At 67.7% G+C, this 26,347-nt stretch carries 16 protein-coding genes; 9 read left to right on the top strand and 7 right to left on the bottom strand.

Going from position 1 to position 26,347, the window contains the following annotated elements:
* Positions 1-106: 106 nt before the first annotated feature.
* Together D5301_RS00580 and D5301_RS00575 are read right to left on the bottom strand one after the other, a co-directional pair.
* A complete protein-coding gene (locus D5301_RS00580) occupies positions 107-2,749 on the bottom strand; it encodes a PAS-domain containing protein (RefSeq protein WP_153854484.1) in 2,643 nt (880 codons plus the stop codon).
* 66 nt (positions 2,750-2,815) lie between these two features.
* A complete protein-coding gene (locus D5301_RS00575; protein ID WP_153854483.1) occupies positions 2,816-3,985 on the bottom strand; it encodes a porin in 1,170 nt (389 codons plus the stop codon).
* Between the two features lie 332 nt (positions 3,986-4,317).
* Here D5301_RS00575 and D5301_RS00570 point away from each other — a divergent pair, with 332 nt between their 5' ends.
* A complete protein-coding gene (locus tag D5301_RS00570) occupies positions 4,318-5,661 on the top strand; it encodes a dicarboxylate/amino acid:cation symporter (protein WP_110713592.1) in 1,344 nt (447 codons plus the stop codon).
* Positions 5,662-5,891: 230 nt separating this feature from the next.
* Positions 5,892-8,183: an NADP-dependent malic enzyme gene (locus tag D5301_RS00565; protein ID WP_032959490.1), complete on the top strand. Its 2,292-nt coding sequence runs from the start codon at positions 5,892-5,894 to the stop codon at positions 8,181-8,183.
* A 542-nt stretch (positions 8,184-8,725) separates the two neighbouring features.
* On the opposite strand, the gene D5301_RS00560 is transcribed toward D5301_RS00565, so the two are convergent.
* Entirely contained in the window at positions 8,726-12,070 is a 3,345-nt protein-coding gene (locus D5301_RS00560) for a GH92 family glycosyl hydrolase (RefSeq protein ID WP_153854482.1), read from the bottom strand.
* A 422-nt stretch (positions 12,071-12,492) separates the two neighbouring features.
* Between D5301_RS00560 and D5301_RS00555 the strand changes: the two genes are divergently transcribed.
* Genes D5301_RS00555 through D5301_RS00545 form a run of 3 tightly spaced genes read left to right on the top strand, consistent with a single transcriptional unit; the run spans position 12,493 to position 15,133 of the window.
* On the top strand, positions 12,493-12,690 hold the full coding sequence (locus D5301_RS00555) for a zinc-finger domain-containing protein (protein ID WP_005410967.1): 198 nt from the start codon (positions 12,493-12,495) through the stop codon (positions 12,688-12,690).
* A 15-nt stretch (positions 12,691-12,705) separates the two neighbouring features.
* Complete coding sequence (locus D5301_RS00550) at positions 12,706-13,821, top strand: glycosyltransferase (protein ID WP_153854481.1); 1,116 nt, start codon at positions 12,706-12,708, stop codon at positions 13,819-13,821.
* On the top strand, positions 13,802-15,133 hold the full coding sequence (locus D5301_RS00545) for an O-antigen ligase family protein (protein WP_153854480.1): 1,332 nt from the start codon (positions 13,802-13,804) through the stop codon (positions 15,131-15,133). The genes D5301_RS00550 and D5301_RS00545 overlap by 20 nt, the downstream gene beginning before the upstream one ends.
* A gap of 100 nt (positions 15,134-15,233) precedes the next feature.
* Here D5301_RS00545 and D5301_RS00540 read toward each other — a convergent pair whose 3' ends face one another.
* Positions 15,234-16,151: an LpxL/LpxP family Kdo(2)-lipid IV(A) lauroyl/palmitoleoyl acyltransferase gene (locus D5301_RS00540; RefSeq protein ID WP_110713586.1), complete on the bottom strand. Its 918-nt coding sequence runs from the start codon at positions 16,149-16,151 to the stop codon at positions 15,234-15,236.
* Positions 16,152-16,211: 60 nt separating this feature from the next.
* Between D5301_RS00540 and waaA the strand changes: the two genes are divergently transcribed.
* Both waaA and D5301_RS00530 read left to right on the top strand, forming a co-directional pair.
* The gene (waaA, locus tag D5301_RS00535) at positions 16,212-17,510 is read left to right on the top strand and encodes a lipid IV(A) 3-deoxy-D-manno-octulosonic acid transferase (protein ID WP_153854479.1); all 1,299 of its coding nucleotides are present in this window, start codon (positions 16,212-16,214) and stop codon (positions 17,508-17,510) included.
* Positions 17,511-17,725: 215 nt separating this feature from the next.
* The gene (locus tag D5301_RS00530) at positions 17,726-18,946 is read left to right on the top strand and encodes an APC family permease (RefSeq protein WP_153854478.1); all 1,221 of its coding nucleotides are present in this window, start codon (positions 17,726-17,728) and stop codon (positions 18,944-18,946) included.
* A gap of 68 nt (positions 18,947-19,014) precedes the next feature.
* Here the strand turns inward: D5301_RS00530 and D5301_RS00525 are convergent, their stop codons facing one another.
* The 3 genes from D5301_RS00525 to D5301_RS00515 all read right to left on the bottom strand — a co-directional run bounded on the left by D5301_RS00525 (position 19,015) and on the right by D5301_RS00515 (position 21,855).
* Positions 19,015-20,373 (bottom strand): TolC family outer membrane protein, encoded by a 1,359-nt coding sequence (locus D5301_RS00525; RefSeq protein ID WP_110713581.1) that lies wholly within the window; start codon positions 20,371-20,373, stop codon positions 19,015-19,017.
* Between the two features lie 16 nt (positions 20,374-20,389).
* Positions 20,390-21,037 (bottom strand): protein-L-isoaspartate O-methyltransferase, encoded by a 648-nt coding sequence (locus tag D5301_RS00520; RefSeq protein ID WP_005414414.1) that lies wholly within the window; start codon positions 21,035-21,037, stop codon positions 20,390-20,392.
* Between the two features lie 140 nt (positions 21,038-21,177).
* Complete coding sequence (locus D5301_RS00515; RefSeq protein WP_153854477.1) at positions 21,178-21,855, bottom strand: TetR/AcrR family transcriptional regulator; 678 nt, start codon at positions 21,853-21,855, stop codon at positions 21,178-21,180.
* A 119-nt stretch (positions 21,856-21,974) separates the two neighbouring features.
* On the opposite strand from D5301_RS00515, the gene D5301_RS00510 reads away from it, so the two are divergent.
* Both D5301_RS00510 and D5301_RS00505 read left to right on the top strand, forming a co-directional pair.
* Positions 21,975-23,105: an efflux RND transporter periplasmic adaptor subunit gene (locus D5301_RS00510; protein ID WP_153854476.1), complete on the top strand. Its 1,131-nt coding sequence runs from the start codon at positions 21,975-21,977 to the stop codon at positions 23,103-23,105.
* Positions 23,106-23,109: 4 nt separating this feature from the next.
* The gene (locus D5301_RS00505; protein ID WP_180854345.1) at positions 23,110-26,271 is read left to right on the top strand and encodes an efflux RND transporter permease subunit; all 3,162 of its coding nucleotides are present in this window, start codon (positions 23,110-23,112) and stop codon (positions 26,269-26,271) included.
* Positions 26,272-26,347: the final 76 nt, after the last annotated feature.

Here is a 26,347-nt window from a genome sequence, read left to right as displayed (position 1 = left end):
ATTCACGGCGTCCCCCGCGCACCCAACCCGACCGGCCCACCCACGGCTTTTGCTTTTCACGAGCAACCAGACACCACCCACGAGGGGCTGCGCCGTTGGCTGGAAACTACCCGCGATGCCGGATCAACAACTGACTCATCAGCGCCCGCAGCGCCGGCGGCTTCACCGGCTTGGCCATCATTCCCCAGCCACGCTCGGCGGCCATCTCACGCAATCCCGCATCGCGCTCGGCAGTGACCAGCACCACCGGCGGTCGGGCCTGCCACAGCTCTGCCAATGTCTCGTACAGCACCGGGCCATGGTGGTCACCCATGCGCACATCCAGCAGCACCAGCTCCGGCACGGTTGCCGTCGTGGCCAACTGCAGCGCTGCCTGCGGGCCGTCAGCCAGCACCACCTCGCAGCCCCAGCGCTCCAGCAACGCGCGGCTGGCTGCGCAGACGTGCGGATCGTCGTCGATCACCCACACCCGGCGCCCACGCAGCGGATTGTCCGCCGCCGGTTCCTGCACCAGCACGGGCGCGGGTGCCGTGGCGGGAATCGCGCTGGCGTCGCCGATCGGCACACCCACCGCGAACACGCTGCCCTGGCCAAGCTGCGAGCGCAGCCGGATCGGGTGGCCGAGCAGGCGACCGATACGGTCGACGATCGCCAGGCCGAGGCCGGCACCGCGCTGCTGGCCGTCGTGCAGGCGGCGGAATTCCTCGAAGATTTCGCCCTGCAGCGCATCGGGAATGCCGGGACCCTGGTCGTGCACTTCGATCCACAGCATGCCTTCGCGGCGACGGCAGCCGAGCAGCACGCGGCCGCGCTCGCTGTAGCGCAGTGCATTGGACAGGAAATTCTGCAGGATGCGGCGCAGCAGCGCTTCATCGCTGACCACTACGGCATTGGTATCAACCCAGTCGACCACCAGACCACGTGAGTGCGCGGCGATGCCGAACTCGCGCGCCAGCGTCTGCAGCAGCGGCCCCAGCCGGAACGCCTGCACGCGGGTGGGAAGGCTGCCCGATTCCAGCCGCGCTATGTCCAGCAGGCTATTGAGGATCGCATCCTGCGCGGCCAGTGCAGCGTCGATGTGATCGCTGGTCTGCTGCTGCGCCGGGTCGCTCAGCTTGCCGCGCAACACCGAGACGAACATGCGCGCGGCATTGAGCGGTTGCAGCAGGTCGTGCACCGCCGAGGCGACGAAACGGGTCTTGTAGCGGTTGGCCTGTTCGGCTTCGCGGCGTGCTTCGTCCAGGTCGTGGGTGCGTTCGGCAATACGGTGTTCCAGTGCATCGGCCAGCGAGCGCAGTTCGCGCGCGGCGTTCTTGTAGCTGGTGATGTCGGCGTAGCTGGTGACGAAGCCACCATCGGGCAGGGGATTGCCGCGGATTTCCAGCACCGTACCGTCGTCCTTCTCACTCTCGCGCATGTGCGGGCGGCCGCTGCGCAGGTGGTTCAGGCGGCGCTCGATGGCCTCGTCCACCGGGCCGGGACCGAGCAGGCCACGGCGTGCGTTGAAGCGGAACAGTTCTTCGATCGGCCGGCCCACGCGTACCAGGTCCACCGGGAAGCGGAACAGCTCCAGGTAGCGCGAATTCCACGCGACCAGACGCAGTTCGCGGTCGATCACCACCACGCCCTGCGGCAGGTGTTCGAGGCTGCGGCTGAGGCCGCTGTCGGCATCGGTAGCGGCCTGCAGCAGGCCATCCTGCGCGGTGCGCAGTTCCTGTGCATGCTGCTTGAGCAGGGTTTCCAGCTCGCGGCGGCTGCGCAGGCGATGCTTGGCCAGGCGCCGGCGCTGCTGTACGAACAGCACCAGGAAGCCCAGCGCCAGCCACGCGGCACCGCCGGTGAGTGCGGCCGCACGGCCGGCAGTGGTGGCCGCACTGGCGTCGTGCAGCAGGTGCAGGTTCCAGCCCTCGGCGGGCAGCGGCAGACTCTGCCACAGCATCGGCTGCGGCAACGCCGGATCCAGCAGGCGTACCATGCGGCCGCCGTCGGCCAGTACATCCTCGGTGCGTGCGCGCAGTGGCTGCAGGGTGCGGTCGGCGTACTGGCGGGCGTCCAGCATTTCGCGGCGCTCATCGGCGCCCAGTGGGCGCAGCAGGCGGTAGCGCCAGCTGTCACGGTTGGCCAGGAACACTACATCGTGGTCGTCACTGGCGAGCACCACATCCGGGCTGCTCAGCCACTCCTGCTCCAGTGCCGACAGCTCGACCTTGATCACCACCACGCCGAGCCGCTTGCCGTCTTCCTCGATGGCCTGCGACAGGTAGTAACCGGGAACGCCGGTGGTCATGCCGATGCCGTAGAAGCGGCCGCGGCCCTGCGCCAGCGCCTGGCGGTAGTAGGGGCGGTAGCTGTAGTTCTCGCCGACATTGGTGGTCGGCTGGTCCCAGTTGCTCGCCGCCACCGCCACGCCATCGTGACCGACCAGGGTCAGGGTGGAAGTGCGGGTGACTTCGTTGGCGCGTTGCAGCTTGAGGTTCAGCCGCTGCCGTTCAACCGGGGAGGGCGGCACGCGCAGTGCGTGCAGAAGGTCCGGGTCAAGCGCCAGCACCTGCGGCAACGTACCGAAGCGGTCGATACGCTGCTGCAGGCCCTGGCCGTACAGCTGCAGCTGGCGCTGCACCTGGCTGCTTTCCTCGCCGAGCGCGCGGCGCCAGGCGTAGTGGCCTGCGGCGACCGCGCACAGCGCGGTACCGCCGACCATCACCAGCAGGGTCAGCAACAGCATCCGATGTCGGCTGAGCCAGTACATGGCGGCAGTCTACGCAGGGCCGGCGGGCGTGGCGTGCACGCCCGCCGGGGTCTGACGTGGAAGGGGTCAGAAGTGCATCTGCGCGCGCAGCTCGAAGATCTCCGGCGTGCTGTGCACGCCACGACGGCTGGCGTCGACCTTCACGTAGTTGGCCTGGAACTTGAAGTGGCTGGTCAGGTACCAGTTCGCACCCAGGGTGAGGTCATGCTGGCGGCCACCGAGGATGTCGCCGTCATCGAGATCCAGGCGGCTGTAGCGGGCCACCAGTTCCACCGCACCGTAGTTGTGCGCCGGCTTGATGTTGGCCACCGCGCCTGCGTTGTATGGGCGCGATTCGCCGGTCAGTACCCAGCTGGCCATCGCGTACTGGCCGCTGCCGGTGTAGTCGGGCTTGCCGTCATGGCGGGTGACCGTGGCGCGCAGCGCTTCGGCCTGCAGCGAGAACGGGCCGCGGATCCAGATGCCTTCCAGACCGGTGCGACGGATCTGGTCGGCAGTGACCAGCGCACCGGAATCGACGTAGCGGATGTCGGTGAGGCCGGCTTCCGGGCGCGCGCGCAGGCGGGCGCTGGCCTCGTGGTGCACGTCGCGGCCATCGCTGTAGCCACGCGGGTTTTCCTGCGAGTAGGCCAGGCCCAGGTGGATCACATCACCCGGTGCCTTCACCGGCGTCCATACCGCACGCACGGCCTGGGTGGTGCCGGGGTTGTCGCCCTGGAGGTCCTTGCCGCCATAGGCGCCGGCCTGCAGCAGGTACTGCGGACGCTCCAGCACCCATTCCACACCGGTACGGCGGCCTTCGTAGAAGGCCTGCACCGGCAAGGAGGTCTCAAGGAAGCTGCCGGCACGCAAAGAGGTATTCGCATCCAGGCCGACCGGGGTCTTCATGTAGCCGAAGCGGAAACGGCCGACGTCGCGGCCGAAGAACGCCTTGCTCTCGAAGCGCACGAACACGTCCAGCCAGGTGTCAGCCTGGAAGTCGTAGTAGACCATTGCATCGTAGACGCCCTTCTTCTTCAGCGTCGCGCCGAATTCCTTGCGGCGCACGGCATCGTCGTCCTCGAGGCCACTGGCCGAAGAGAAGTCGTTGTAGTCGTAGGCGATGTTGGCGGTGGCCGCCAGCTCGGTGCCATCGCCGAAGGTGTACTTGGTCGGCCAGTTGTCGAAATCGGCAGCCGAGGCGAAGGCGGGAAGGGCGGCCAGCGACAGGGCCAGCAAGGTGGGAATCGGGCGCATGTTGGGTGCGGCTCTCTCAGATTGCGTGTGGACAGGACAACAACGGCCGCAAGGGCCGGAACTTTCGCAAAGACGCGCCCGGCCGTTCAGCTCGGGCCACCGGCCTCCCCAGGATCGGGCGGTGCGGCGCCAGTGTAGGCACCGTGGCCACCTGAACCGGGGGGCTAGTACCAATAGGTTATCTGCGCCGGCGTGCCCGGCGCGTACAAAGGCGTCCATTGGTCGCACCCCCTGCGCGTGCTGCACAGGGCCTGCGAGCAGTTTCCACGGTAACGGTTCCCGCGCTGTCCCGGGGCCGTACGTGCCTGAAAACGCCCCTTCCGGAGTACGCCATGCACATCCCGACCGCAGCCCCGGCGCCTGCAAAGCCGTTGCCGATCTATCGCCAGCTGTACTTCCAGGTGATCGTGGCGATCGTCCTGGGCGCCATCCTCGGCCACTACGAGCCGCTGGTTGGCGAGAAGATGAAGCCGCTCGGCGATGCCTTCATCAACCTGGTGAAGATGATCATCGCGCCGGTGATCTTCCTGACCATCGTCACCGGCATCGCCAGCATGACCCACCTGCGCACGGTGGGCCGCGTGTTCGCCAAGGCGATGGCGTACTTCCTGTTCTTCTCCACGCTGGCGCTGATCGTCGGCATGGTCGTGGCGCACGTGGTGCAGCCCGGCGCCGGCATGAACATCAACCCGGCCGAGCTGGACCAGACCGCGGTGCACAGCTACGTCGAGAAGTCGCACGACCTGACCCTGGTCGGCTTCCTGATGGACATCATTCCGAAGACGCTGGTGAGCGCCTTCGTCGACGGCAACATCCTGCAGGTGCTGTTCATCGCGGTGCTGTTCGGCATCGCGCTGGCATCGGTGGGTGAGAAGGGCAAGCCGATCCTGAATTTCCTGGAGGCGCTGGTCGCCCCGGTGTTCAAGCTGGTGCACATCCTGATGAAGGCTGCCCCGATTGGTGCCTTCGGCGCGATCGCCTTCACCATCGGCAAGTATGGCGTCGGTTCGCTGGTCAACCTGGCCTGGCTGGTGGGCTCGTTCTACCTCACCGCGTTCCTGTTCGTGGCGGTGATCCTGGGTGTGGTCTGCCGCCTGTGCGGGTTTTCGGTGTTCAAGCTGGCACGCTACCTGAAGGCCGAACTGCTGCTGGTGCTGGGCACGTCGTCGTCGGAGTCGGCGCTGCCGTCGCTGATGGAGAAGATGGAGCGTGCCGGCTGCAGCAAGTCGGTGGTCGGCCTGGTGGTTCCGACCGGCTACTCGTTCAACCTGGACGGCACCAACATCTACATGACGCTGGCCGCGCTGTTCATCGCCCAGGCCACCAACACCGAACTGACCCTGGGCCACCAGATCGCCCTGCTGCTGGTTGCCATGCTCAGCTCCAAGGGCGCGGCCGGCGTCACCGGCGCCGGCTTCATCACCCTGGCTGCTACCCTGGCCGTGGTGCCGGAAGTGCCGGTGGCCGGCATGGCGCTGATCCTGGGCGTGGACCGCTTCATGAGCGAATGCCGCTCGTTGACCAACTTCATCGGCAATGCGGTCGCTACCGTGGTGGTCTCGCGCTGGGAAGGCGCACTGGACCGCAACCGCCTGCAGCTGGCGCTGGATGGCCGCGAGAGCGAACTGCCGCCGCCGGTCGATGCGCTGCCCGAGGCGCTGCCGGCCAAGGGCTGATCCAGGTGTGTGGTACCGCGGGGCCGATCACGACAGTGGTACGGCCCCGCGGCGTTTCAAGGCGACCCATGGCTGTCATGCGGAGCGCCGAAGCTGGTCTCGCGGTACCGTCGCATACGGCACGGAATTGTGCGGTCGCAGCATGCTTGCGACAGGATAGCGACAGGTCCAGACGCTCCAACGGGGGTATCATCCCCTGTCCCTTCTGCCCATTCATGTAACCCACATCGATGTCCAACGAAGATTTCAAACAGGCCGCCCTCGATTACCACCGGATGTCCCCGCCGGGAAAGATCAAGGTTTCCGCTACCAAGCCCATGCTGACCCAGCGCGACCTGTCGCTGGCGTATTCGCCGGGCGTGGCGTACGCCTGTGAAGCGATCAAGGCCGACCCGCAGCAGGCCAGCGAGCTGACCGCTCGCGGCAACCTGGTGGCGGTGATCTCCAACGGCACCGCGGTGCTGGGCCTGGGCAACATCGGCGCGCTGGCCGGCAAGCCGGTGATGGAAGGCAAGGGCGTGCTGTTCCAGAAGTTCGCCGGCATCGATGTGTTCGACATCGAAGTCGATGAGACCGACCCGGACAAGCTGGTCGACATCATCGCCTCGCTGGAGCCGACCTTCGGCGGCATCAACCTGGAAGACATCAAGGCGCCGGAATGCTTCGTGGTCGAGCGCAAGCTGCGCGAGCGCATGAAGATCCCGGTGTTCCATGACGACCAGCACGGCACGGCGATCATCGTCGGCGCGGCGGTGCTCAACGCCATGGCGATCACCGGCAAGAAGATCGAGGACGTGAAGCTGGCGACCACGGGCATGGGCGCGGCCGGCATTTCCTGCGTGAACATGCTGGTGCAGCTGGGCCTGAAGCCGGAGAACATCCTGGCCTTCGACCGCGAGGGCGTGATCCACACCGGTCGTACCGACCTGGACCCGGAAAAGCAGCGCTATGCGCGCGACACCGACAAGCGCACCCTGGCCGAGATCGTCGACGGCGCGGACATCTTCCTGGGCCTGTCGGCACCGGGCATCCTGACCGCCGACATGGTCAAGACCATGGCGCCGGATCCGGTGATCTTCGCGCTGGCCAACCCGACCCCGGAAATCATGCCGGAACTGGCGCGCGCCGCGCGTCCGGACGCGATCATCGGCACCGGCCGTTCGGACTACCCGAACCAGGTCAACAACGTGCTGTGCTTCCCGTACCTGTTCCGTGGTGCGCTGGACGTGGGCGCCACCGCGATCAACGAGGAAATGAAGATCGCCTGCGTGCGTGCCATCGCTGCACTGGCCCGCCGCGCCGCCACCGACATGGGCTCGGCCTACGGCGGCGAGACCCCGAGCTTCGGCCGTGAATACCTGATCCCGCGTCCGTTCGACCGCCGCCTGCTGGTGGAGCTGTCGGCCGCCGTGGCCCAGGCCGCGATGGACTCGGGCGTGGCCTCGCGCCCGATCGACGACATGGGCGCCTACCGCGACAAGCTGGCCCAGTTCGTCTACCGCACCAGCCTGATGATGAAGCCGGTCTACGACCGCGCGCGCAGCGACAAGCAGCGCGTGGTGTACGCCGAAGGCGAAGAGGAAGTGGTGCTGCAGGCGGTGCAGAACGTGGTCGATGACGGCCTGGCGCACCCGATCCTGATCGGTCGCCCGGAAGTGATCGAATCGCGCATCGAGCGCCTCGGCCTGCGCCTGAAGATCGGCGAGAACGTTGAAGTCACCAACATCAACGACGACCCGCGCTTCAACGAGTACTGGCAGTACTACCACGGCCTGACCGGCCGTCGTGGCGTGACCGTGGCCGCGGCGAAGAACCTGATGCGTTCGCGCCCGACCCTGATCGCCGCAGTGATGGTGGCGCGTGGCGAAGCCGATGCGATGCTGACCGGCATCGTCGGCCGCTTCCACAAGAAGCTGGGCTACGTGCGCAGCGTGCTGCCGCTGGAGCCGAAGGTCACCTCGACCTCGGCGATGACCGGCGTGATCAACCAGCAGGGCGTGTTCTTCTTCGTCGATACCCACGTGCAGGAAGACCCGACCGCCGAGCAGCTGTGCGAAGCGACCCTGCAGGCGGCCTACCGCATGAAGCTGTTCGGCATCGAGCCGAAGGTCGCGCTGCTGTCGCACTCCAACTTTGGCAGCCATGATTCGAAGGACGCGCTGAAGATGCGCCAGGTGCGCGAGCTGCTGCTCAAGCGCAACCCGCGTCTGAACGTGGACGGGGAAATGCAGGGCGACACCGCATGGGACGAAGCGCTGCGCCAGAAGCTGCTGCCGGGCTCGACCCTGCAGGGCCGTGCCAACCTGTTCGTGCTGCCGAACCTGGAAGCGGCCAACATCGCCTACAACCTGGTGCGTGTGTTCACCGACGGCGTGGCGATCGGCCCGATCCTGATGGGCGTGAACAAGCCGGTGCACATCCTGACCACCAGCGCGACCTCGCGCCGGATCCTGAACATGACCGCGATCGCTGCGGTCGATGCGCAGATCAGGAAACAGCTGGAAGCGGAAAAGAAGGCGTAAGCCTTCTTTCCAGCGACAGCTGCAGAAACGCGCCCCATGGGGCGCGTTTCTGTTTCCGCGAAGCGGAAACGGGTAGTGCCGGCCGCTGGCCGGCAACCACAATGATGTCGAGGTACGACGACAGCCGGCCAGCGGCCGGCTCTACCGTAGGGCAACTGCAACCGGGCTCGGACACGCCGCGACAGCCGGCCAGCGGCCGGCTCTACCGTAGGGCAACTACAACCGGGCTCGGACACGCCGCGACAGCCGGCCAGCGGCCGGCTCTACCCCGGTCTGTGCCACACGCGCTACGCAGCCCGGTCATTTCCCTGCAACGCCATTGCGGCCCAATACGCCCACGCGGCCCGGCCGTGGGAAGGGACCGGACCGGCCTTCCCACCCTGGGCCCGACCATCTCCCCATCGGCGAAAGTGTCATGCGCAATCGAGTGACCCGGCGGTACTTCCAGCAGCTGTTCGCGCTCTACGCCGGTTTCGTGCGGTCGCGCTGAGGCCGCCAGCCGCCACGGCACGTCGGGCATCCGTGCCCATCGTGCACGCGGCTTACTGCGCCGTGCTCGGCGCCAGCAGCTCGATCTCCGCCAGCGGCATCCGGCCCGGTGCGACCAAGCGCAGTCGGTATTCGCTGTAGCGGCCGGGTTTGGCGATGCGGAACGGACGGGTCTGGCGGGCAGACGCGAAGTCTTCGCCGCTGCGCTGGTCGAGCACGGTCCAGCTGCCGCCGCCGTTGCGCGCCTCCAGCGTCCACTCACCGCCCTGGATGCGGCCGTCACCGCTGGTGAGCGTGTACATCGTCGGCGTGCCGTCGCTCAGTCCGGTCAGCGCGATGGTTGCGCCGCCGCCCAGGCCCACGGTGGTGCTCGCATCGTCATCGACCAGTGCGGGCAGGGCACGGCCATCGGCCAGCGTCGCCTTCGCGCCGCTGCCGAGCAGGTCGTGCAGCAGCTGCGGGCGCTGGCCGCGCGCGGTCAACGAGCGCGGCACATCGTCCACGCCGCTGCCCCAGCGCGAGGGACGGGGTCCCATCACGAAGTCGAGGGTCGCGCCCTTGGCGATCAGGTCGTGCGGCACCCAGGTCTTCGTCCACGGCGTACCGTTGATCTTCAGCGACTGCACGTAGACGTTCTCGCGCGAGTTGTTGGCCGCGTTCACGGTCAGCACCGCGCCACCCTGCAGCTCCACCCGTGCGTGCTCGAATGCCGGCGAGCCGATCACGTACTCCGGGGCGCCCATGCGCAGCGGGTACAGGCCCAGCGAGGCCAGCACGTACCATGCCGAGGTTTCGCCGTTGTCCTCATCGCCCGGATAGCCCTGGCCGATCTCGCTGCCGACGTACAGCCGCGACAGGATCTCGCGCACGTGTTGCTGGGTCTTCCACGGCTGCCCGGCATACAGGTACATCCACGGGATGTGGTGCGCAGGCTGGTTGCTGTGCGCGTACATGCCCATGCGCACGTCGCGTGCTTCGGTCATCTCGTGGATGGTGCCGCCGTAGGAGCCCGCAAGTGCCGGATCCGCGGTTTCCGGCGTGGCGAAGAAGGTATCCAGCTTCGCCGCCAGCTTTTCGCGGCCACCGTACAGCGCGGCCAGGCCTTCGCCGTCATGGGCGGCGGTGAAGGCGAAGGTCCAGCCGTTGGATTCGGTGTAATCGTGGCCCCACACGCGCGGGTCGTAGTCCTTGGCGTCCACGCGCCAGCGGCCATCGGCCTTGCGGCCCTGGAAGAAGCCGGCGGCAGGGTCGAACATCGTCGCGTAGCTGGCGGCGCGGTGGCGGAAGTAGTCGGCCTCGGTGCTGTAGCGCTCACGTGCGGCAGGTGCGGTCGCGCGCTTGGCCAGGGCATCGGCCATGTTGGCGATGCCGAAGTCATTGAGTGCGCCTTCCATCGTCCACGACATGCCCTCATGCACGTCGGCGCTGGCGTAGCCCCGGAAGGTCGAACGGTCCATGCCCTTGCGGCCGACATGGCGGTCGGGTGGTACCACGGTCGCGTTCTTCAGCGCGGCGGCATAGGCCTCGGCCGGATCGAAACCGCCGATGCCCTTCAGCCAGGCATCGGCGAACGCCACGTCAGAGCTGGTGCCGACCATCAGGTCGGCGTAGCCCGGCGACGACCAGCGCGCGATCCAGCCGCCGGCACGGTACTGCTCGATGAAGCCCTGTACCAGCTGCCCGGCATCCTCCGGAGTGAACAGCGCATAGGCCGGCCAGGTGGTGCGGAAGGTGTCCCAGAAGCCGTTGTTGACGAATACCTTGCCGTCGCGCACGGCGGCATAGCTGCGGGTCGCGCTGCCCTCGGTGTTGTCATCGCTGGCGCTGGCTTGGTTGGCGTAGCGCCACTCCGGTGCGGCGGCGCTGCCCACGTTCTCGTGGCCGGAATTGGGGTACAGGAACAGCCGGTACAGGCTGGAATACAGCGTGGTCTTCTGGTCGTCGCTGGCATCGCCGATGTCGAAACGGGCCAGGCGCGCATCCCATGCATCCTGCGCACGGCCGGCCACGCTTTCCAGCGTATCGACTGCGGCGATTTCCAGGGCCAGGTTGTGCCGTGCCTGCTCCACCGAGATCAGCGAGGTGGCGATGCGCATGGTCACCCGCCGGTCGCTGCCGGCATCGAACTTGATGTAACCGGTCGGTCGGCCGGTGTTGAGGCGCCCACTGCTGCGCCACGGCCTGTCGAAGCTGGCTGCCACGTACATGCGGCTGGCGCCGTTGGACAGCCCGCTGCGCGTATCGGTGTAGCCGGACAGTGTCTGCGTGGCAGCGTCCAGGGTCAGGCCACCGCGTGCATCGACATTGTCGAACAGCAGGTTGGCGTCGCCGCCTTCGGGGAAATCAAAGCGGAACAGCGCGGCATGATCGGTCGGCGCGATGGCGGCCGCGATGCCGTTGTCGAAGCGAACGTCGTAGCGATACGGGCGCGCGCTTTCATGGCTGCGGTCGAACGACAGCGCGCGCTTGCGGCGGTCGGCCTCCGGCACGCCACGGCTGGCCGAGGGCATCACCTGGAAGGTCTGGCGGTCGCCCATCCACGGGCTGGGCTGATGGCTCAGCGCAAGCGCCTGCAGCTGCGGGCGGTTCTGCGCGTCGTTCTGCTCGTTCCAGCGGTACAGCCAGTTCAGCGCACCGGCATCGGTGACCGGGGTCCAGAAGTTGAACCCGTGCGGCACCGCCGTGGCCGGGAAATTGTTGCCGCGCGAGAAGGTGCCGTTGGCCTGGGTGCCGCGGGTGGTCAGCACCCAGTCGGAGACGCGCGCTGGCTGCTGACGTGGCACTGTGCCCAGGCGCACGTCATCAATCCAGCCGGAGACCGGTGCGCCGTCGGCACTGGCCACCTCCAGTTCGATCGCCACCACACGGCGGCCCTTCAGCGCGGGCACATCGCCCAGCCGCACCGCCTTGCGTGCCCATTGCTGCGGGTACAGCGTCTTCGAGTCGCCCTGCGCGCGTGCGCCGATGGCTACGCCGTGCTGGTCGCGTGCAGTGCCGGCCGAAACCCGACTGCCATCGTCCAGCAGCAGGTCCAGTGACACATAGGTCGAGGCCACGGTGTCCTTGCCGACGATCTCCGGCAGCACCAGCCACGACAGGGTGGTATCGGCCTCGATGGTCATGTCCGCCTTGAACAGCTCGCGCCGCGCGCTGCCGCCTTCGCTGCTGTAGCGCAGTGCGTGCAGGCCGCTGTAGCCGGCATTGCGCTTGGCGGCGTAGGGCGCCGCGGGGCCGTTGCCGATCGTGACCTGCAATGCGCCTGTGGCCGGTGCCGGAGCCGGCTGGCCCGGTTCGAACGAGGTCTGCAGCCCCTGTGCCAGTACCGGCATCGCAGTGGTCGCACAGGCAAGGGCCAGGGCGAGCGGAAGCAGGGCGCGGCGTGGATCGGACAGGGTCATGCAAGGGTCTCCCGGGAGGGCAGGCGGCGGGCAGAACCCGCATCGGCAGACACCACGGGCAGCATCGCTCCGCCCGCCTGGATGGCAGTGGAAGAGGCGATGCTGGTCCGGTGGGGGCGGGCCATGCGATCGGGTCGGATTGGGCAGGTCGGGCTGCGACCTGGCCCGATCCTGCAACAGCCACAGCGGCCTGACAAGTGCCATTTAGTTCGATCCAAATGCGGGAAATATCGTGGTCGAGAGGTTTTCGAGGTGAACCTGCAGGATCGATGGGAGAATTTCCGCCCGTGCCCGGCCTTGGATCTGCCGTGCATCGCTGCGAGGAAACGCCCGGCGGCACGCAAAGGCCTGTTGCGGCGCAATGTCGAGGCGGCCCGGATGCTAGAATCACAGGCCTCGCAACCCGTTCATCGACATCCGCCATGAGCCATACCGCCACCGCGCCCGCCAACGCCGAGAAGCGCTACACCGTGCACCGCAGCGATCTGCCGCTGAGCTGCCCGACCCCGGAAATGGCGCTGTGGAACTCGCATCCGCGCGTGTACCTGCCGATCGAAGACGAGCCCAACGGCGAAGCGCAGTGCCCGTACTGCGGTTCCGTGTTCGTGCTGGCCGACTAAGCGGCCGCCCCTTCGATGCGCCGATTGACCGTGGTGCAGTTGCTGCCGGCGCTGCACTCCGGCGGTGTCGAGCGCTCGACCCTGGAAATTGCTGCGGCCCTGGTCGCCGCCGGCCATCGTGCGCTGGTGGTCTCTGCCGGTGGCCGCCTGGTGCAGCCACTGCTCGACAGCGGTGCCGAGCATCTCACGCTCGACATCGGTCGCAAGTCGCTGCTGACCCTGCGCCACCTGCCGACCCTGCGCCGCCTGTTCGCCGAGGTTGGCGCCGACATCGTGCATGCCCGTTCGCGGCTGCCAGCCTGGCTGGGCCTGTACGCGATCCGCGCGATGCCCGCCGCGCAGCGCCCGCATTGGGTGACTACCGTGCACGGGTTGAACTCGCCCAGCCGCTACAGCGCGGTGATGACCAGCGGTGAACGCGTGATCTGCGTGTCCAATACCGTACGCGACTACGTGCAGCGGCATTACCCGACCGTTCCCGAGGCGACCCTGCAGGTGATTCCGCGTGGCGTCGATGTCGGCCAGTTCCCACGCGTGGCGCGTGCCGATCGCCGTCCGCGGCTGGCGCTTGCGGCCGATTACCCATGGCTGGCGCAGGTTGAAGGCCCGCTGCTGCTGCTGCCGGGGCGTGGCACCCGGCTGAAGGGCCACGCACACGCATTGCAGCTGCTGGCGGATGTGCGTGCCGCCGGCGTGCCGGCACAGCTGTGGATGCTGGGCACCGATGAACCCGGCCGTGAAGCCTACGTGGCCGACCTGCGCCGGCAGGCCGCTGCTTTGGGCGTGACCGATGCCGTGCAGATCAGCACGCCGAGCGCGCGCATCGCCCAGGCCTATGCGGCCAGCGACCTGGTGCTGCAGCTGTCGGACAAGCCCGAAGCGTTCGGCCGCACCGTGGTCGAGGCGCTGTCGGTCGGCCGCCCGGTGCTGGGCTGGGACCATGGTGGTGTCGGCGAACTGCTTCGGCAGCTGCAACCCAGCGGTGCGGTGCCGCTTGGTGATGCACGCGCGCTGGGTGAACGTGCGCTGGCCCTGCTGGCGCAGCCGCCGTCGTTGCCGACCCGCATCCCGTTTACCCTGCAGGCCATGCAGCGCGATACCCTCCGCCTCTATGCCGATCTCGCCGGCTGATCCCGCCGTCATCCTGCGCGACGACCGCGCCGGGCGCTGGGCGCCCTGGTGGGTGCTGGCGTACGTGGCGCTGTGGCCGCTGCCGGGCATCGCTGAAACCGTGCTCGGGCTTGGCGCGCTGTACGCCGCCGCGCGCATGGTCATGCGCCGGCTGCAGCGCCGCCCGCACCTGCTGAGCACGGCAGCCTGGGCACTGACCTCGATCCTGTTCCTCGGCTACTGGCTGCCGCAGGCGTTCTCGGCCATCGATGCCATTGATCCGGCGGCGTCCTGGACCAAGGCTGCTGCGGGTCTGCGCTACCTGCCCTTCATGTGGCTGGTGGCGATTGCTGTGGCCACGCCGGAACGGCGACGCCTGACCTTCGGTGGCCTTGCGTTGATCACCGCTGCGTGGACGCTGGATGCGCTGGTGCAGGCGGCAGCGGGTACCAGCCCGTGGTTCTGGTCGCTGGAACACCTGAAGCTTGCGGTGAGCGGTCGTGCACTGTGCCCGGCAGATGAGGCCGCATTGGCCGACCGGCTCAGTGGCGCCCTGGGGCCGTGCAACCTGAAATTCGGCCAGGTGCTGGCCAGCCTGTCGCCGTTCCTGTTGCTGCCGGTGGCGCGCCGCTTCGGTAATCGGGGCTGGCTGCTGGCGGCCGCCACGCTGGGAAGTGTGCTGCTGCTGGCCGGCTCGCGCGCCTCGTGGATCACCTTCGCACTGGTGCTGGCCTACAGCGGCGTGCGCCAGTTCGGCTGGAAGCGGTTGGCGGTGCTGGCACTGGTGGCCGTTCTCGGAGCTGGCGTGCTGACCGCCAGCGTGCCGCAGCTGCGTGAGCGCTTCGCACGTACGGCGATGGCCTGGGAGGGCGGCGACCGTGGTGTCGACGAGGCGCTGTCCGGCCGTGCGAGGATCTGGGAAGCGGCTGTCTGCATGATCGAGGAGCACCCGATCAACGGTGTCGGCGCGCGTGGCTTCCGCAATGCCTATCCGGCCTGCGTGGCCGATGAAGACCCGGCGGTGTGGGGCAGTGCGCCGGCATTGCACGCCCATCAGATCGTGTTGGAGATCCTGGCGGAGACCGGTGTGCTCGGCCTGCTGCTGTGGCTGGCGGCGGTCGCCCAGGCCTGGCGGGCATGGCGCTACGCGCCGGCCGCCGCCCGTGAGCGTGCGCGGCCGGCGATGCTGGCGCTGGCAGTCACGGTGTTCCCGCTCAACACGCACCTGGCGTTCTATTCCGCGTTCTGGGGTGGTCTGACCGTGCTGCTGGCGGCCCTGTTCGCCGGCAGCCTGCTGGCCCGCGACGCAGACGATTCCCCGCCGATGCAGTAGCTGCCAACCTTGGTTGGCTCCCCGGGACCGGCCTCGGTTCATCGGCGCCAACCAAGGTTGGCGACTACCACGTGCACGCCGGCCCTTCCACCGCATCCGGTTATTTGTAGAAATCGCTCCGGCCGCCGGGCTGGCGCTTGAAACGGCGGTGGATCCACAGGTACTGGTCGGGCGCCTCGCGCACCATTTCCTCGATGGCCTGGTTGACCCGCGTGGTATCGGCTTCCACATCCTCGCTGGGGAAATTCTCCAGCGGTGCACCAATCTTCAGGATGTACTTCCCACCTTCGCGGCGGTGGAAATAGGGGATCACCGCGCAACCGGTCATCCGCGCCAGCTGGTGGGTGGCGGTGATGGTGGAAGCGGTGTGGCCGAAGAACGGCACGAACACGGTGTCCTTGCCACGCATGTCCTGGTCCGGCGCATACCAGAGGAAGCCGCCCTTCTTCAGGTGGCGCACGGTGGCGCGGATGTCCTCGTTGGCGAACATCGCCTTGGCATAGCGCAGGCGGCCGAACTTCACCGCCCACTCGTATACCGGGTTCTTGTGCTTGCGGTACATGCCGGACAGGTCGACGTAGTCGCACAGCAGGCGGCCGCACATCTCCAGGGTCATGAAGTGGCCGGAGACCAGCAGCACGCCACGTCCTTCGGCCTGCATCTGCCGCAGGTGTTCCAGGCCTTCGATCCGCACCTGCGGGCGGATGCTGTCGATGCTGCCCCACCAGGCGCGGATGCACTCGAACACGCCCACGCCCAGCGCATCGAAGCTGTCGCGCACCAGGCGCTGGCGCCAGGCTTCGTCCTTCTCGGGGAAGCACAGTTGCAGGTTGACCTCGGCGGCGCGGCGGCGGCTGCCGAGCAGGCGCCAGGTGATCCAGCCGACGCCCCGGCCCAGCGCGCGCTGCAGCATCCACGGCAGGCGGGCGATGGCGAAGGCGCCGAACATGGCGGCGAACATCGGCCAGTTGCGCGGATCGCGCAGCGACGGGCGGACGGCGGTGGAGGCATCTGACATGGGGCCATTCTACCAAGGCGGCCGCGTGTCTTTCCCGGGGGGCTCCCGTATCCTTGCCGCATGCGTAAAGACCCTGTCGAATGGATCCTGCGCGGCCTGTACTCGGCTGTGCTCTACATCCTGCTGCCGATCACCGTGTACCACCTGGTCTGGCGCGGCTTCCGGGTTCGCGAGTATTTCCGGCGCTGGGACGAGCGCTACGCCTCCTATCCACAGCCGACCGGCCAGCCACGGGTCTGGCTGCACGCGGTGTCGGTGGGCGAGGTCAATGCCGCCGCACCACTGGTGAACGCCCTGCGCGAGCAGCGCCCGGACATCCGCTGGGTGATCACCACCATCACCCCGACTGGTTCGGAGCGCGTGCGCGCGCTGTGGGGCGATGCGCTGGACCACGTCTACCTGCCGTACGACGTGCCGGGCAGCGTCAACCGCTTCCTCGGCCATTTCCGGCCCAGCCTGGCACTGATCCTGGAAACCGAGCTGTGGCCGAACATGCTGTTCGGCTGCCGTGACCGTGGGATTCCGGTCTACATCCTCAATGCGCGCCTGTCGGCACGTTCGCTGCGCGGCTACCGGCTGCTGGCGGCGCTGATCCGGCGCGCTCTGCGCACCGTCACCTGCGTGGCCGCGCAGTCGCAGGACGATGCGGACCGCTTCGTGCAGCTCGGCGCTGCCCCGGAGCAGGTGCAGGCGCTGGGCAACCTGAAGTTCGACATCACCACGCCGGAGGTGCAGGGCTTCGTCGAGCAGTTTCATGCCCGGGTGCCAGCCGGGCGTCCGGTGTGGATCGCCGCCAGTACCCACGATGGCGAAGAACAGGCAGTGGTCGACCTGCACCGCCGCCTGCGCCAGCAGCATCCCGACCTGCTGCTGCTGTGGGCGCCGCGGCATCCCGAGCGCTTCCCGAAGGTGGAGGCGCTGGCGCGCGAGCAGGGCTGGAACGTGACCACCCGGCGCGCGAAGCAGTGGCCGGAAGCGGGCACCGACGTGTTCGTTATCGACACCCTCGGTGAACTGATGCCGTTCTACGCCTGTGCCCAGGTCGCCTTTGTCGGCGGCAGCCTGCAGCCGATCGGCGGCCACAACCTGCTGGAGCCGGCAGCGATGGGCACCGCTGCCGTGACCGGCCCGCACCTGCACAACTTCGCGGAGATCTCGCGCCGCATGCGTGAGGCGGGTGCACTGCTGATCGGTGAGGACGTGCAGGCGGTCGGTGACCTGTTGCAGCACCTGCTCGACGATGCACAGGCACGCGAAGACATGGCGCGCGCTGGCTGCACGCTGGTGAGCAATGGCCGCGGCGCCCTGCAGCGCACGCTGGCGCTGGTCGCGCCGCATCTGCCGCCACCGCGCAGCTGAGACGGGCGCCGGCAGCCGGCGCGTCGACTGACGTGATCGACTGCATCAATTCTGCTTAGCGATCGGAATCCTGTCGCAGCAGGACCGGGTACGGGCCTTTCATCGTGTCTTCGATCACATCGCAGCGCCCCCGGTACGGTTTCTGATACCGCCCCTCGGCGCAGGCTGCCAGCCTGCTGTCGACCGCACTTGGGCGGATATCAAGGGGACTTGCGATGGACAGCGACAACGGCCGCGACCGGGATGCCTGCCTTGGCATGGATCATGTCGCGGCGCTGGCACTGGCGCTGCTGCTGGGAGGCAGCGTGATCGCCCTGGTCGGCCAGCACACCGCCGCGCGGGCGGGGCCGGCCATCGTACTGAGCCTGGTATTGGCCGCGCTGGGTACTGCGCCGGTGCTGTATTGCCTGCATGTCCTGAACCAGCAGCGACCCGCCGGCGGGGGCCTGCATGGCGTGCTGCAGGCCAGCTGGGGCAGGGTGGGAGCGGGCGTACTCAGCGGCGTGTTGCTGCTGGAACTGGTGGTGACCAGTGCGGGCGTGGCGCAGTCCATCGCCAGCCACCTGCAGGTGCTGCTGGCCCGCTGCGGTATCGAGGCCGGAAACGGGATGCCGGTTCAGCTGCTGGCCGCCACCGGTCTATGGCTGCTTGGCATGGTCGTGCTGCTGCCGCCACGTCACGTCGCATTGATTGTCTGTGCGCTGCTGACGGTGAAGATCGGCATTGGCCTGCTGCTGCTGGCACTGGCGGCCCGTTACGTGCACTACGCACTTTGGATTCCATGGTTGCCGGAAGCCACGGCGCCGTATCGCTACGGGCTGGGTGGGGTACTGGCGGCGAGCGTGCCGCTGCTCGGCGTGTTCGCCAGCGTCGGCCTTGCGCTGGGAATTCCCGGCATGGGCCGGCAGGCGAGGGCACGACAGCCGCTGCTGCTGGCGGGGATGCTGCTGTTGGCCATGCTGCTGTTGATCGTACTTGCTGCGCTGCAGGCGGGCCTGGTGGAGTTCCCGGCATTGGCCAGCACGCGACCGTTGTCGGTGGCGCTGCAGCAGCACCCGCAGCTGCACTGGATGATGCCGTTGCTGCCACTGGCCGGCGCGGCCGGGTTGGCGGCGCTGCTGCTGGTACTGATGATGTTGGCCGCGCGCCTGGCGACGCAGCTGCGGTCTGCGGCCGGCCCTGCAGCGCCCGGCTTCCAGGTGCGACTGACGTGGGTCGCGGTGGTCCTGTCGGCGGCACTGCTGGCGCTGCTGGCACCCATCGGTGCGCTGCCGGTGCTGCCGGGTCCGGCCACCCTGCTGGTGATGGCGGCCTTGTGCCTGGCCGTGCTTCACGTGCAGGTGCCACCCTCGCGCGTCCTGCCGGTGCTTGCGCCCATGGCCACCGTACTGTGCCTGTTGGCCGCAGTGGAGCGGATGCGCGCCTGGCCTGGCTGACGGCCGTGCAAAGGCAACAAAAAAGCCACCCTCGCGGGTGGCTTCTTCATTGCCGGCAGGGCGACGACTCAGTGCGTGGTCGTTGCCGGGTTGCCCGCGTCCTGGGTCAGCAGGCGGTTGACGTCCTGCAGCTCGGCCACGTCCAGCGCACCCAGCGACTGGCTCAGCAGCAGGCGGTTCTGCAGGAAGGTGTAGCGGGCCTGGGCGTAGTCCAGCTGCGCCGAGAACAGGATGCGCTGGTTCTGGATCACGTCCAGCACGGTGCGGGTACCGACTTCCAGGCCGACCTGCGAGGCGTCGTACGCGCTCTGCGCCGAGACCACCGCCAGGCGGCGGGCTTCCACTTCGCTGATGCCCTGCACCAGGGTCTGGTAGGCATTGCGGGTGTTGCGGTCGAGGGCACGCTTCTGCTGCTCGTAGCCATCCTGGGCGATGTCACGCTGGGCCAGTGCCTGGCGGACGCCGGACTGGGTGGCGCCACCGGCGAAGATCGGCACGCTCAGGGTCAGCCCGATGCTGTTGGTGCGTGCATCCGGCGACAACGAGCCGGCACCGGTGCTGTCACCCCAGGTTGCGCTCTTGCCCCAGCTGCCGCCCAGCGACAGGGTCGGGTAATGGCCGCCACGAGCGGCCTGCACGCCAGCCTCGGCGGCGCTGACCTTCAGTTCCTGGGCCTTCAGCGCCGGATTCTGGTTGGTGGCCTGGTGCACCAGCTCGTCGATGTTGCCACGGTTGGCCGGCACTTCCGGGCGGAAGTCGGCCGGCAGCCCACGCAGGTTGGTCACCGGCTGGCCGGTCAGTTCGGTCAGGGCCTGGTAGTTATCGGCCAGGGTGTTCTGCGCAACGATGGTGTTGGCGCGCGCCTGGTCGTACTGGGCGCGTGCTTCGTGCACGTCGGTGATCGGCGCCAGGCCCACTTCCAGGCGCTTGTCGGCGAAGTCGAACTGCTTCTTCGCAGCCGCTTCATTGGTCTGTGCGGCGTTCAGCGATTCGATTGCCACCAGCACGTTGAAGTAGGCCGCCGAGGTGCGCACGATCAGGCTGTCGTTGGCCGAATCGAGGGTGAAGTCCGCCGCCTTGCTCAGCTCGCGCTGCGAACGCAGGTTGTTGATCTGGGTCCAGTTGAACAGCGTCTGGCTCCCTTCGATCGTGTAGTTGCGGCGCTTGCTGGTCACGGTGCCGGAGTTGGCGTCATGGTCCGCCTCGCTGCGCGAGCGGTTCAGCGTGGCCTGGCCGTTGATCTGCGGCAGCAGGGCAGCGCGGGCCTGCACGGCGCCTTCCTTGTCGTACAGCCGGGTGGATTCGGCGGCGGACAGCTGCGGATCGCCATTGCGCGCCATTTCGTAGACCTGCAGCAGGTCGGCGGCATGGGCGGACAACGGCAGCAGGGCAGTGGCCAGCGCAACAGCGAGGGATCGGCGGATCATTGCGGCTTCCTTGGACTCAGAGGTGGAACTGGGGGGCCGGGGCGGCACCACGCAGGTAATCAATATCGGTCTCGAACAGGGACTCGGTGCTGCCGTCGGCCTTGACCAGCAGGGCCTCCATCGCCGGCGAACGGCCATGGATCACGAACAGGCGACCACCCGGACGCAGCCACGAGGCGAACTGTGACGGCACCACGTCGACCGCACCAGTGACACAGATCACGTCAAAGCGGCGTTCGGTCTGCCAGGACAGGGCATCGGCCACTTCCACGCGGACGTTGGTGCCCAGGCCGGAGGCGTCCAGGCGGGCACGCGCGGCGGCGGCCAGTTCCGGGTCGATCTCCAGGCTCAGCACGTCGCGCGCCAGCGCGCCGATGCAGGCCGAAAGGAAGCCGCTGCCGGTACCGATTTCCAGCACTTCGTCACCCGGCTGCAGATCCAGTGCCTGCAGGGTACGGCCCTCGATGACCGGCTTCATCATCTTCTGGCCATGGCCGATCGGCAGTTCGACATCGGCGTAGGCCAGTGCCCGGTGCGCGTCGGCGACAAAGGCCTCGCGCGGCAGGCGGGCCAGGACGTCGAGCACCTTGATGTCCAGCACGTCCCAGGGACGGATCTGCTGTTCCACCATCAGTTCGCGGGCGTGGGCGTAATCAATCGTCATGAGGTTCAAATCCAGCGCAGTGGGCCGGCCATTTTACCGGTGCCGGAGGCCGGCGGCGCGCCCAGAGCATCAGCTGCAGGGTGGCCGGGGTCGCAGTGCCGGAAGTCATCGCGACCTCCGGTTCATTCAGGTTTGCCGTTTCAGCCGGTTCCGGCCCCTCGCGGCGCATAGGCGCGCAGGAAGAAGTCGATGCTGGCGGTCACGTGGGTGAGAGGGTCGCACTCCACCGGTGACAGTGGCATGCCGCACATCATATGCATGTGCACTTCACCCTTGACCAGGGTCAGGAACTGCTGGCCGGCCAGGTAATAGTCGGGGATCTCCAGCTCGCCGCGTTCGCCGCGGGCGCGCAGGAAGTCGGCCAGGGCCTCGCAGGTACGCTCGGGGCCGGCCCGCCAGAACAGCTCGCGCAGGCGCTCATCGGTCTCCGGCGCCATCATCATGCGCTGGATCGAGATCGCCGCATCGGAGGTGATCAGCTCGAAGAAGGCCAGGCCGATGCCGATCAGCTGGTCGCGCAGCGGGCCGTCCGCGTCGGCCACGAACAGGGCATCGGGCAGCATTTCAATGCATTTGGACTGCACGGCCTCGGAGAACAGGGTCTCCTTGTCGCCGAAGTGGCTGTACACGGTCAGCTTCGAGACGCCGGCCTGAGCGGCGATGGCGTCCATGCTCACGCCGGTATAGCCCTGTTCGATGAACAGTGCCTTGGCTGCTTCAAGGATCGCCGCGCGCTTGCCGAGGTCCTTGGGGCGCCCGGGTCCGGCGGCCTTGGCAGCGGGCTTGGCCGACGGCTTTCGGGAAGTGGGAGAACTCATCGCAACAATACTAGACCAAGCGGTTCGATATTTATACTATACCGGCCGGTTTATTAAATTGGGCCGGCAGTCGCGGCTCCCCCCTTAGTTGCAACCCTGCGTTTTCAGGACGTTGACCGATGAAGATCGTGCGCTGGATGGGCGGTATGGTGTGGGTGGCTGCGCTGGCAGCCTGTTCGGGACAGGAACAGGCGCCTCAGGCCGCCGTGCCGGTGCTGGTGGTTCACCCGGGCGAGCAGGCCGGGCAGACGCCTGCGGCGTTCCCGGGCACGGTGCGTGCACGCCAGGAAAGCCCGTTGTCGTTCCGCGTTGGCGGCAACCTGGTCAAGCGCCACGTCGATGCCGGCCAACGGGTGAAGAAGGGCGACGTGCTGGCCGAGCTGGACGTGGCCGACTTCGCGCTGCAGGCCCGCGCCTCGCAGGCGCAGCTGGCTGCGGCGGAAGCTGATCTGGTGCGTGCCCGCGATGACCTCAAGCGTTACCAGGTGCTGGCCGACCAGCAACTGGTCAGCCGCTCGCAGCTGGACCAGCAGTCCGCGGCGTTCAAGGCCGCGCAGGGCCAGGCCAACGCCGCCCGCGCCAACCTCGATGTGCTGCGCAACCAGGCCGACTACGCACAGCTGCGCGCACCGGCCGACGGCGTGATCGCCAGCCGCGAGGCCGAAGCCGGGCAGGTGGTGTCCGCCGGCCAGACCATCTTCAACCTGGCTGCCGATGGCGGGCGCGAAGTACTGATCGACCTGCCCGAGGCCACCATCCGCGACTACGCAGTCGGCCAGCCGGTCGAGGTGGAGCTGTGGAACCGCCCGGGCCAGCGGCTGCCGGGCACGATCCGCGAGATCGCTGCCGCCGCCGATCCGCAGGCGCGTACCTATGCGACCCGGGTCAGTCTGGCCGCCGATGCACTGGCCGATGTCGAACTGGGCCAGAGCGCGCGCGTCTACAGCAGTGCCGGTCGCCACGGCACCCTGCAGCTGCCGTTGGGCGCGCTGCAGCGTGGCGCCAATGGGGCCGCCAGCGTATGGGTGGTCGATCCGGCCAACAGCACGCTGAAGTCCGCAGCGATCACCACCGGGGCTTACGGCAGCGAAACGGTGCCGGTGCTGTCCGGTGTGGGCGCGGGCGACTGGGTGGTCGCCGCGGGTGGCCATCTGCTGCGTGCCGGCCAGCCGGTGATTGCCGTGGATCGGCAGAACCGCCCGGTGCTGAAGCCGGCCGCGCCGGCCGCTGCCGCCAAGGCCAAGGAGTAAGCCGGTGCGCCGCTTCAATCTTTCCGAGTGGGCGCTGGCCAATCGTCCACTGGTGCTGTTCGCGATGCTCGCCTTCGCCTTGATCGGCGCGTGGTCGTACAAGCATCTGGGCCAGTCCGAGGATCCACCGTTCACCTTCAAGGCGATGGTGGTGCGTACGCTGTGGCCGGGTGCTACCGCCGAGCAGGTCTCGCGGCAGGTGACCGAGCCGATCGAGAAGGCGCTGATGAACACCGGCGAGTACGAGTTCATCCGCTCGTATTCGCGCCCGGGTGAATCGCAGGTCATCTTCATGGCGCGCGACAGCCTGCGCTCCAAGCAGATTCCGGATCTGTGGTACCAGGTGCGCAAGCGCGTGGGCGACATCCGGCCGACGCTGCCGCGCGAGATCGTCGGCCCGTTCTTCAACGATGAGTTCGGCGACACCTACGGCAACATCTATGCGCTGACCGGCAAGGGCTTCGACTACGCGGTGATGCGTGATTACGCCGACCGCATCCAGCTGGAGCTGCAGCGCGTGCCCGACGTCGGCAAGATCGACCTGGTCGGCCTGCAGGACGAGAAGGTGTGGATCGAGCTGTCCAACACCCGCCTGGCCACGCTGGGCGTGTCGATGCAGCAGGTGCAGCAGGCACTGGCCGACCAGAACGCGGTCACCGGCACCAGCTTCTTCGAGACCGCCACCGATCGCGTGCAGCTGCGCGTGACCGGCCAGTTCAATGACATCGACGCCATCCGCCAGTTCCCGATCCGCGCTGGCGACCGCACCGTACACCTGGGCGACATCGCCGAGGTCAAGCGCGGCTTCGCCGACCCGGCGTCGCCGAAGATGCGCTTCATGGGCGAGGAGGCGATCGGCCTGGCCGTGGCAATGAAGGACGGCGGTGACATCCTCAAGCTTGGCGCCAACCTCGATGCCGAGTTCGAACGCCTGCAGAAGACCCTGCCGGCGGGCATGCAGCTGCGCAAGGTGTCCGACCAGCCGCAATCGGTGGAGGAGTCGGTCGGCGAGTTCGTGCAGGTGCTGACCGAAGCGGTGGTGATCGTGCTGCTGGTCAGCTTCTTCTCGCTGGGCCTGCGCACCGGCCTGGTGGTGGGCGTGACCATTCCGCTGGTGCTGGCGATGACCTTCTTCGTCATGCACTACTTCGACATCGGCCTGCACAAGATCTCGCTGGGCGCGCTGGTGCTGGCGCTGGGCCTGCTGGTGGACGATGCGATCATCGCGGTGGAGATGATGGCCACCAAGATGGAACAGGGCTACGACCGCCTGCGTGCGGCCAGTTTCGCCTGGGAATCGACCGCGTTCCCGATGCTGACCGGCACCCTGATCACGGCGGCCGGCTTCCTGCCGATCGCCACGGCCGCATCGAGCACCGGTGAATACACCCGCTCGCTGTTCCAGGTGGTGACCATCGCACTGGTGGTGTCGTGGATTGCCGCAGTGCTGTTCATCCCGTATCTGGGCGACAAGATGCTGCCGGACCTCTTCAATCCGCAGCCGCCGAAGCCGGGCAGCCTGTCCGCGCGCTGGCTGGCCAAGCGCCAGCAGTGGGCCGACCGCTATCCGGCGCTGGCCAACCTGATCGCACCGCCACAGCACGGGCACGACCATGATCCGTACCAGCGCCCGTTCTACCGCAGCTTCCGCCGCTTCCTGGATGCCTGCCTGCGTCACCGCTGGTGGGTGATCGCCGCGACCATCGGCCTGTTCGTGTTCTCGCTGATGATGTTCCGCTTCGTGCCGCAGCAGTTCTTCCCGGATTCGACCCGGCCGGAACTGATGGTGGACATCGAGCTGGCCGAGGGCGCGTCGCTGCGCTCGACCCAGGCCCAGGCCGAGAAGCTGGAGAAGCTGCTGTCCAACCGCGAGGGCATCGCCAACTATGTGTCCTACGTGGGCACCGGTTCGCCGCGCTTCTACCTGCCGCTGGACCAGCAGCTGCCGGCCACCAACTTCGCCCAGTTCGTGGTGCTGGCCAAGGACATCAAGTCGCGCGAAAGCACCCGTGACTGGCTGCTGCATGAGGTGATCCCGAAGTTCCCGGACGTGCAGATGCGCGTGACCCGCCTGGAGAATGGTCCGCCGGTCGGTTACCCGGTGCAGATGCGCATCTCCGGCGAGCACATCGAGAAGGTGCAGGCGATCGCACGCCAGGTCGAGGCCAAGGTGCGTGAAAACCCGCACGTGATGAACGTCAACCTGGACTGGAGCGAGCCGAGCAAGGTGGTGCGGCTGGTGATCGACCAGGAGCGTGCCCGCGCGCTGGGCGTGAGCAGTGCCCAGGTCAGCCAGTTCCTGTCCAGCTCGCTGGCCGGGCAGTCGGTGAGTGTGTATCGCGAAGGCAACCGCCAGATCGAGATGCTGCTGCGTGGGCCGGCCGATGAACGCAACCAGCTGGAGCTGCTGTCGAGCCTGTCGATGCCGACCGCCAACGGCGGCAGCATCACGCTGTCGCAGGTGGCGACGATGGAGTACGGCTTCGAGGACGGCATCATCTGGCACCGCAACCGCCTGCCGACGGTGACCGTGCGCGCCGACATCAGTGATGGCATGCAGCCGCTGGACGTGGTGCACCAGATCCTGCCGACGCTCGACGGCATCCGCGCCGAGCTGCCCAGCGGCTACCTGCTGGAAACCGGCGGTACCGTGGAAGATTCGGCACGTGGCCAGAACTCGATCAAGGCCGGCATGCCGCTGTTCCTGGTGGTGGTGGCCACGCTGCTGATGCTGCAGCTGCGCAGCTTCTCGCGTGCGGCGATGGTGCTGGTGACCGCGCCGCTGGGCATCATCGGTGCGACCCTGTTCCTGCTGCTGTTCCGCGCGCCGTTCGGCTTCGTGGCGCTGCTGGGCACGATCGCGCTGGCGGGCATGATCATGCGTAACTCGGTGATCCTGATCGACCAGATCCAGCAGGACATCGATGCCGGGCATGACCGCTGGCATTCGATCATCGATGCCACGGTGCGCCGTTTCCGCCCGATCGTGCTGACCGCGCTGGCGGCGGTGCTGGCGATGATTCCGCTGTCGCGCAGCGCGTTCTATGGCTCGATGGCGATCTCGATCATGGGTGGCCTGATCGTGGGCACGGTGCTGACCCTGGTGTTCCTGCCGGCGTTGTACGCGGCATGGTTCCGGGTGAAGCCGGACGAATCCGGGGCGTGATGCCCCGGGTTCTGCGGCCGGGGTCGGATCCCTTTCCCGCTGGGAATGGGCTCTGACCCCATCCACGTTGTGCACA

This window comes from Stenotrophomonas sp. MH181796 (genome assembly GCF_009659995.1).
GTDB lineage: Bacteria > Pseudomonadota > Gammaproteobacteria > Xanthomonadales > Xanthomonadaceae > Stenotrophomonas > Stenotrophomonas riyadhensis.
The sequence above is the reverse complement of the archived record's forward strand: the minus strand, read 5'-3'. Positions and strand labels throughout refer to the sequence as shown.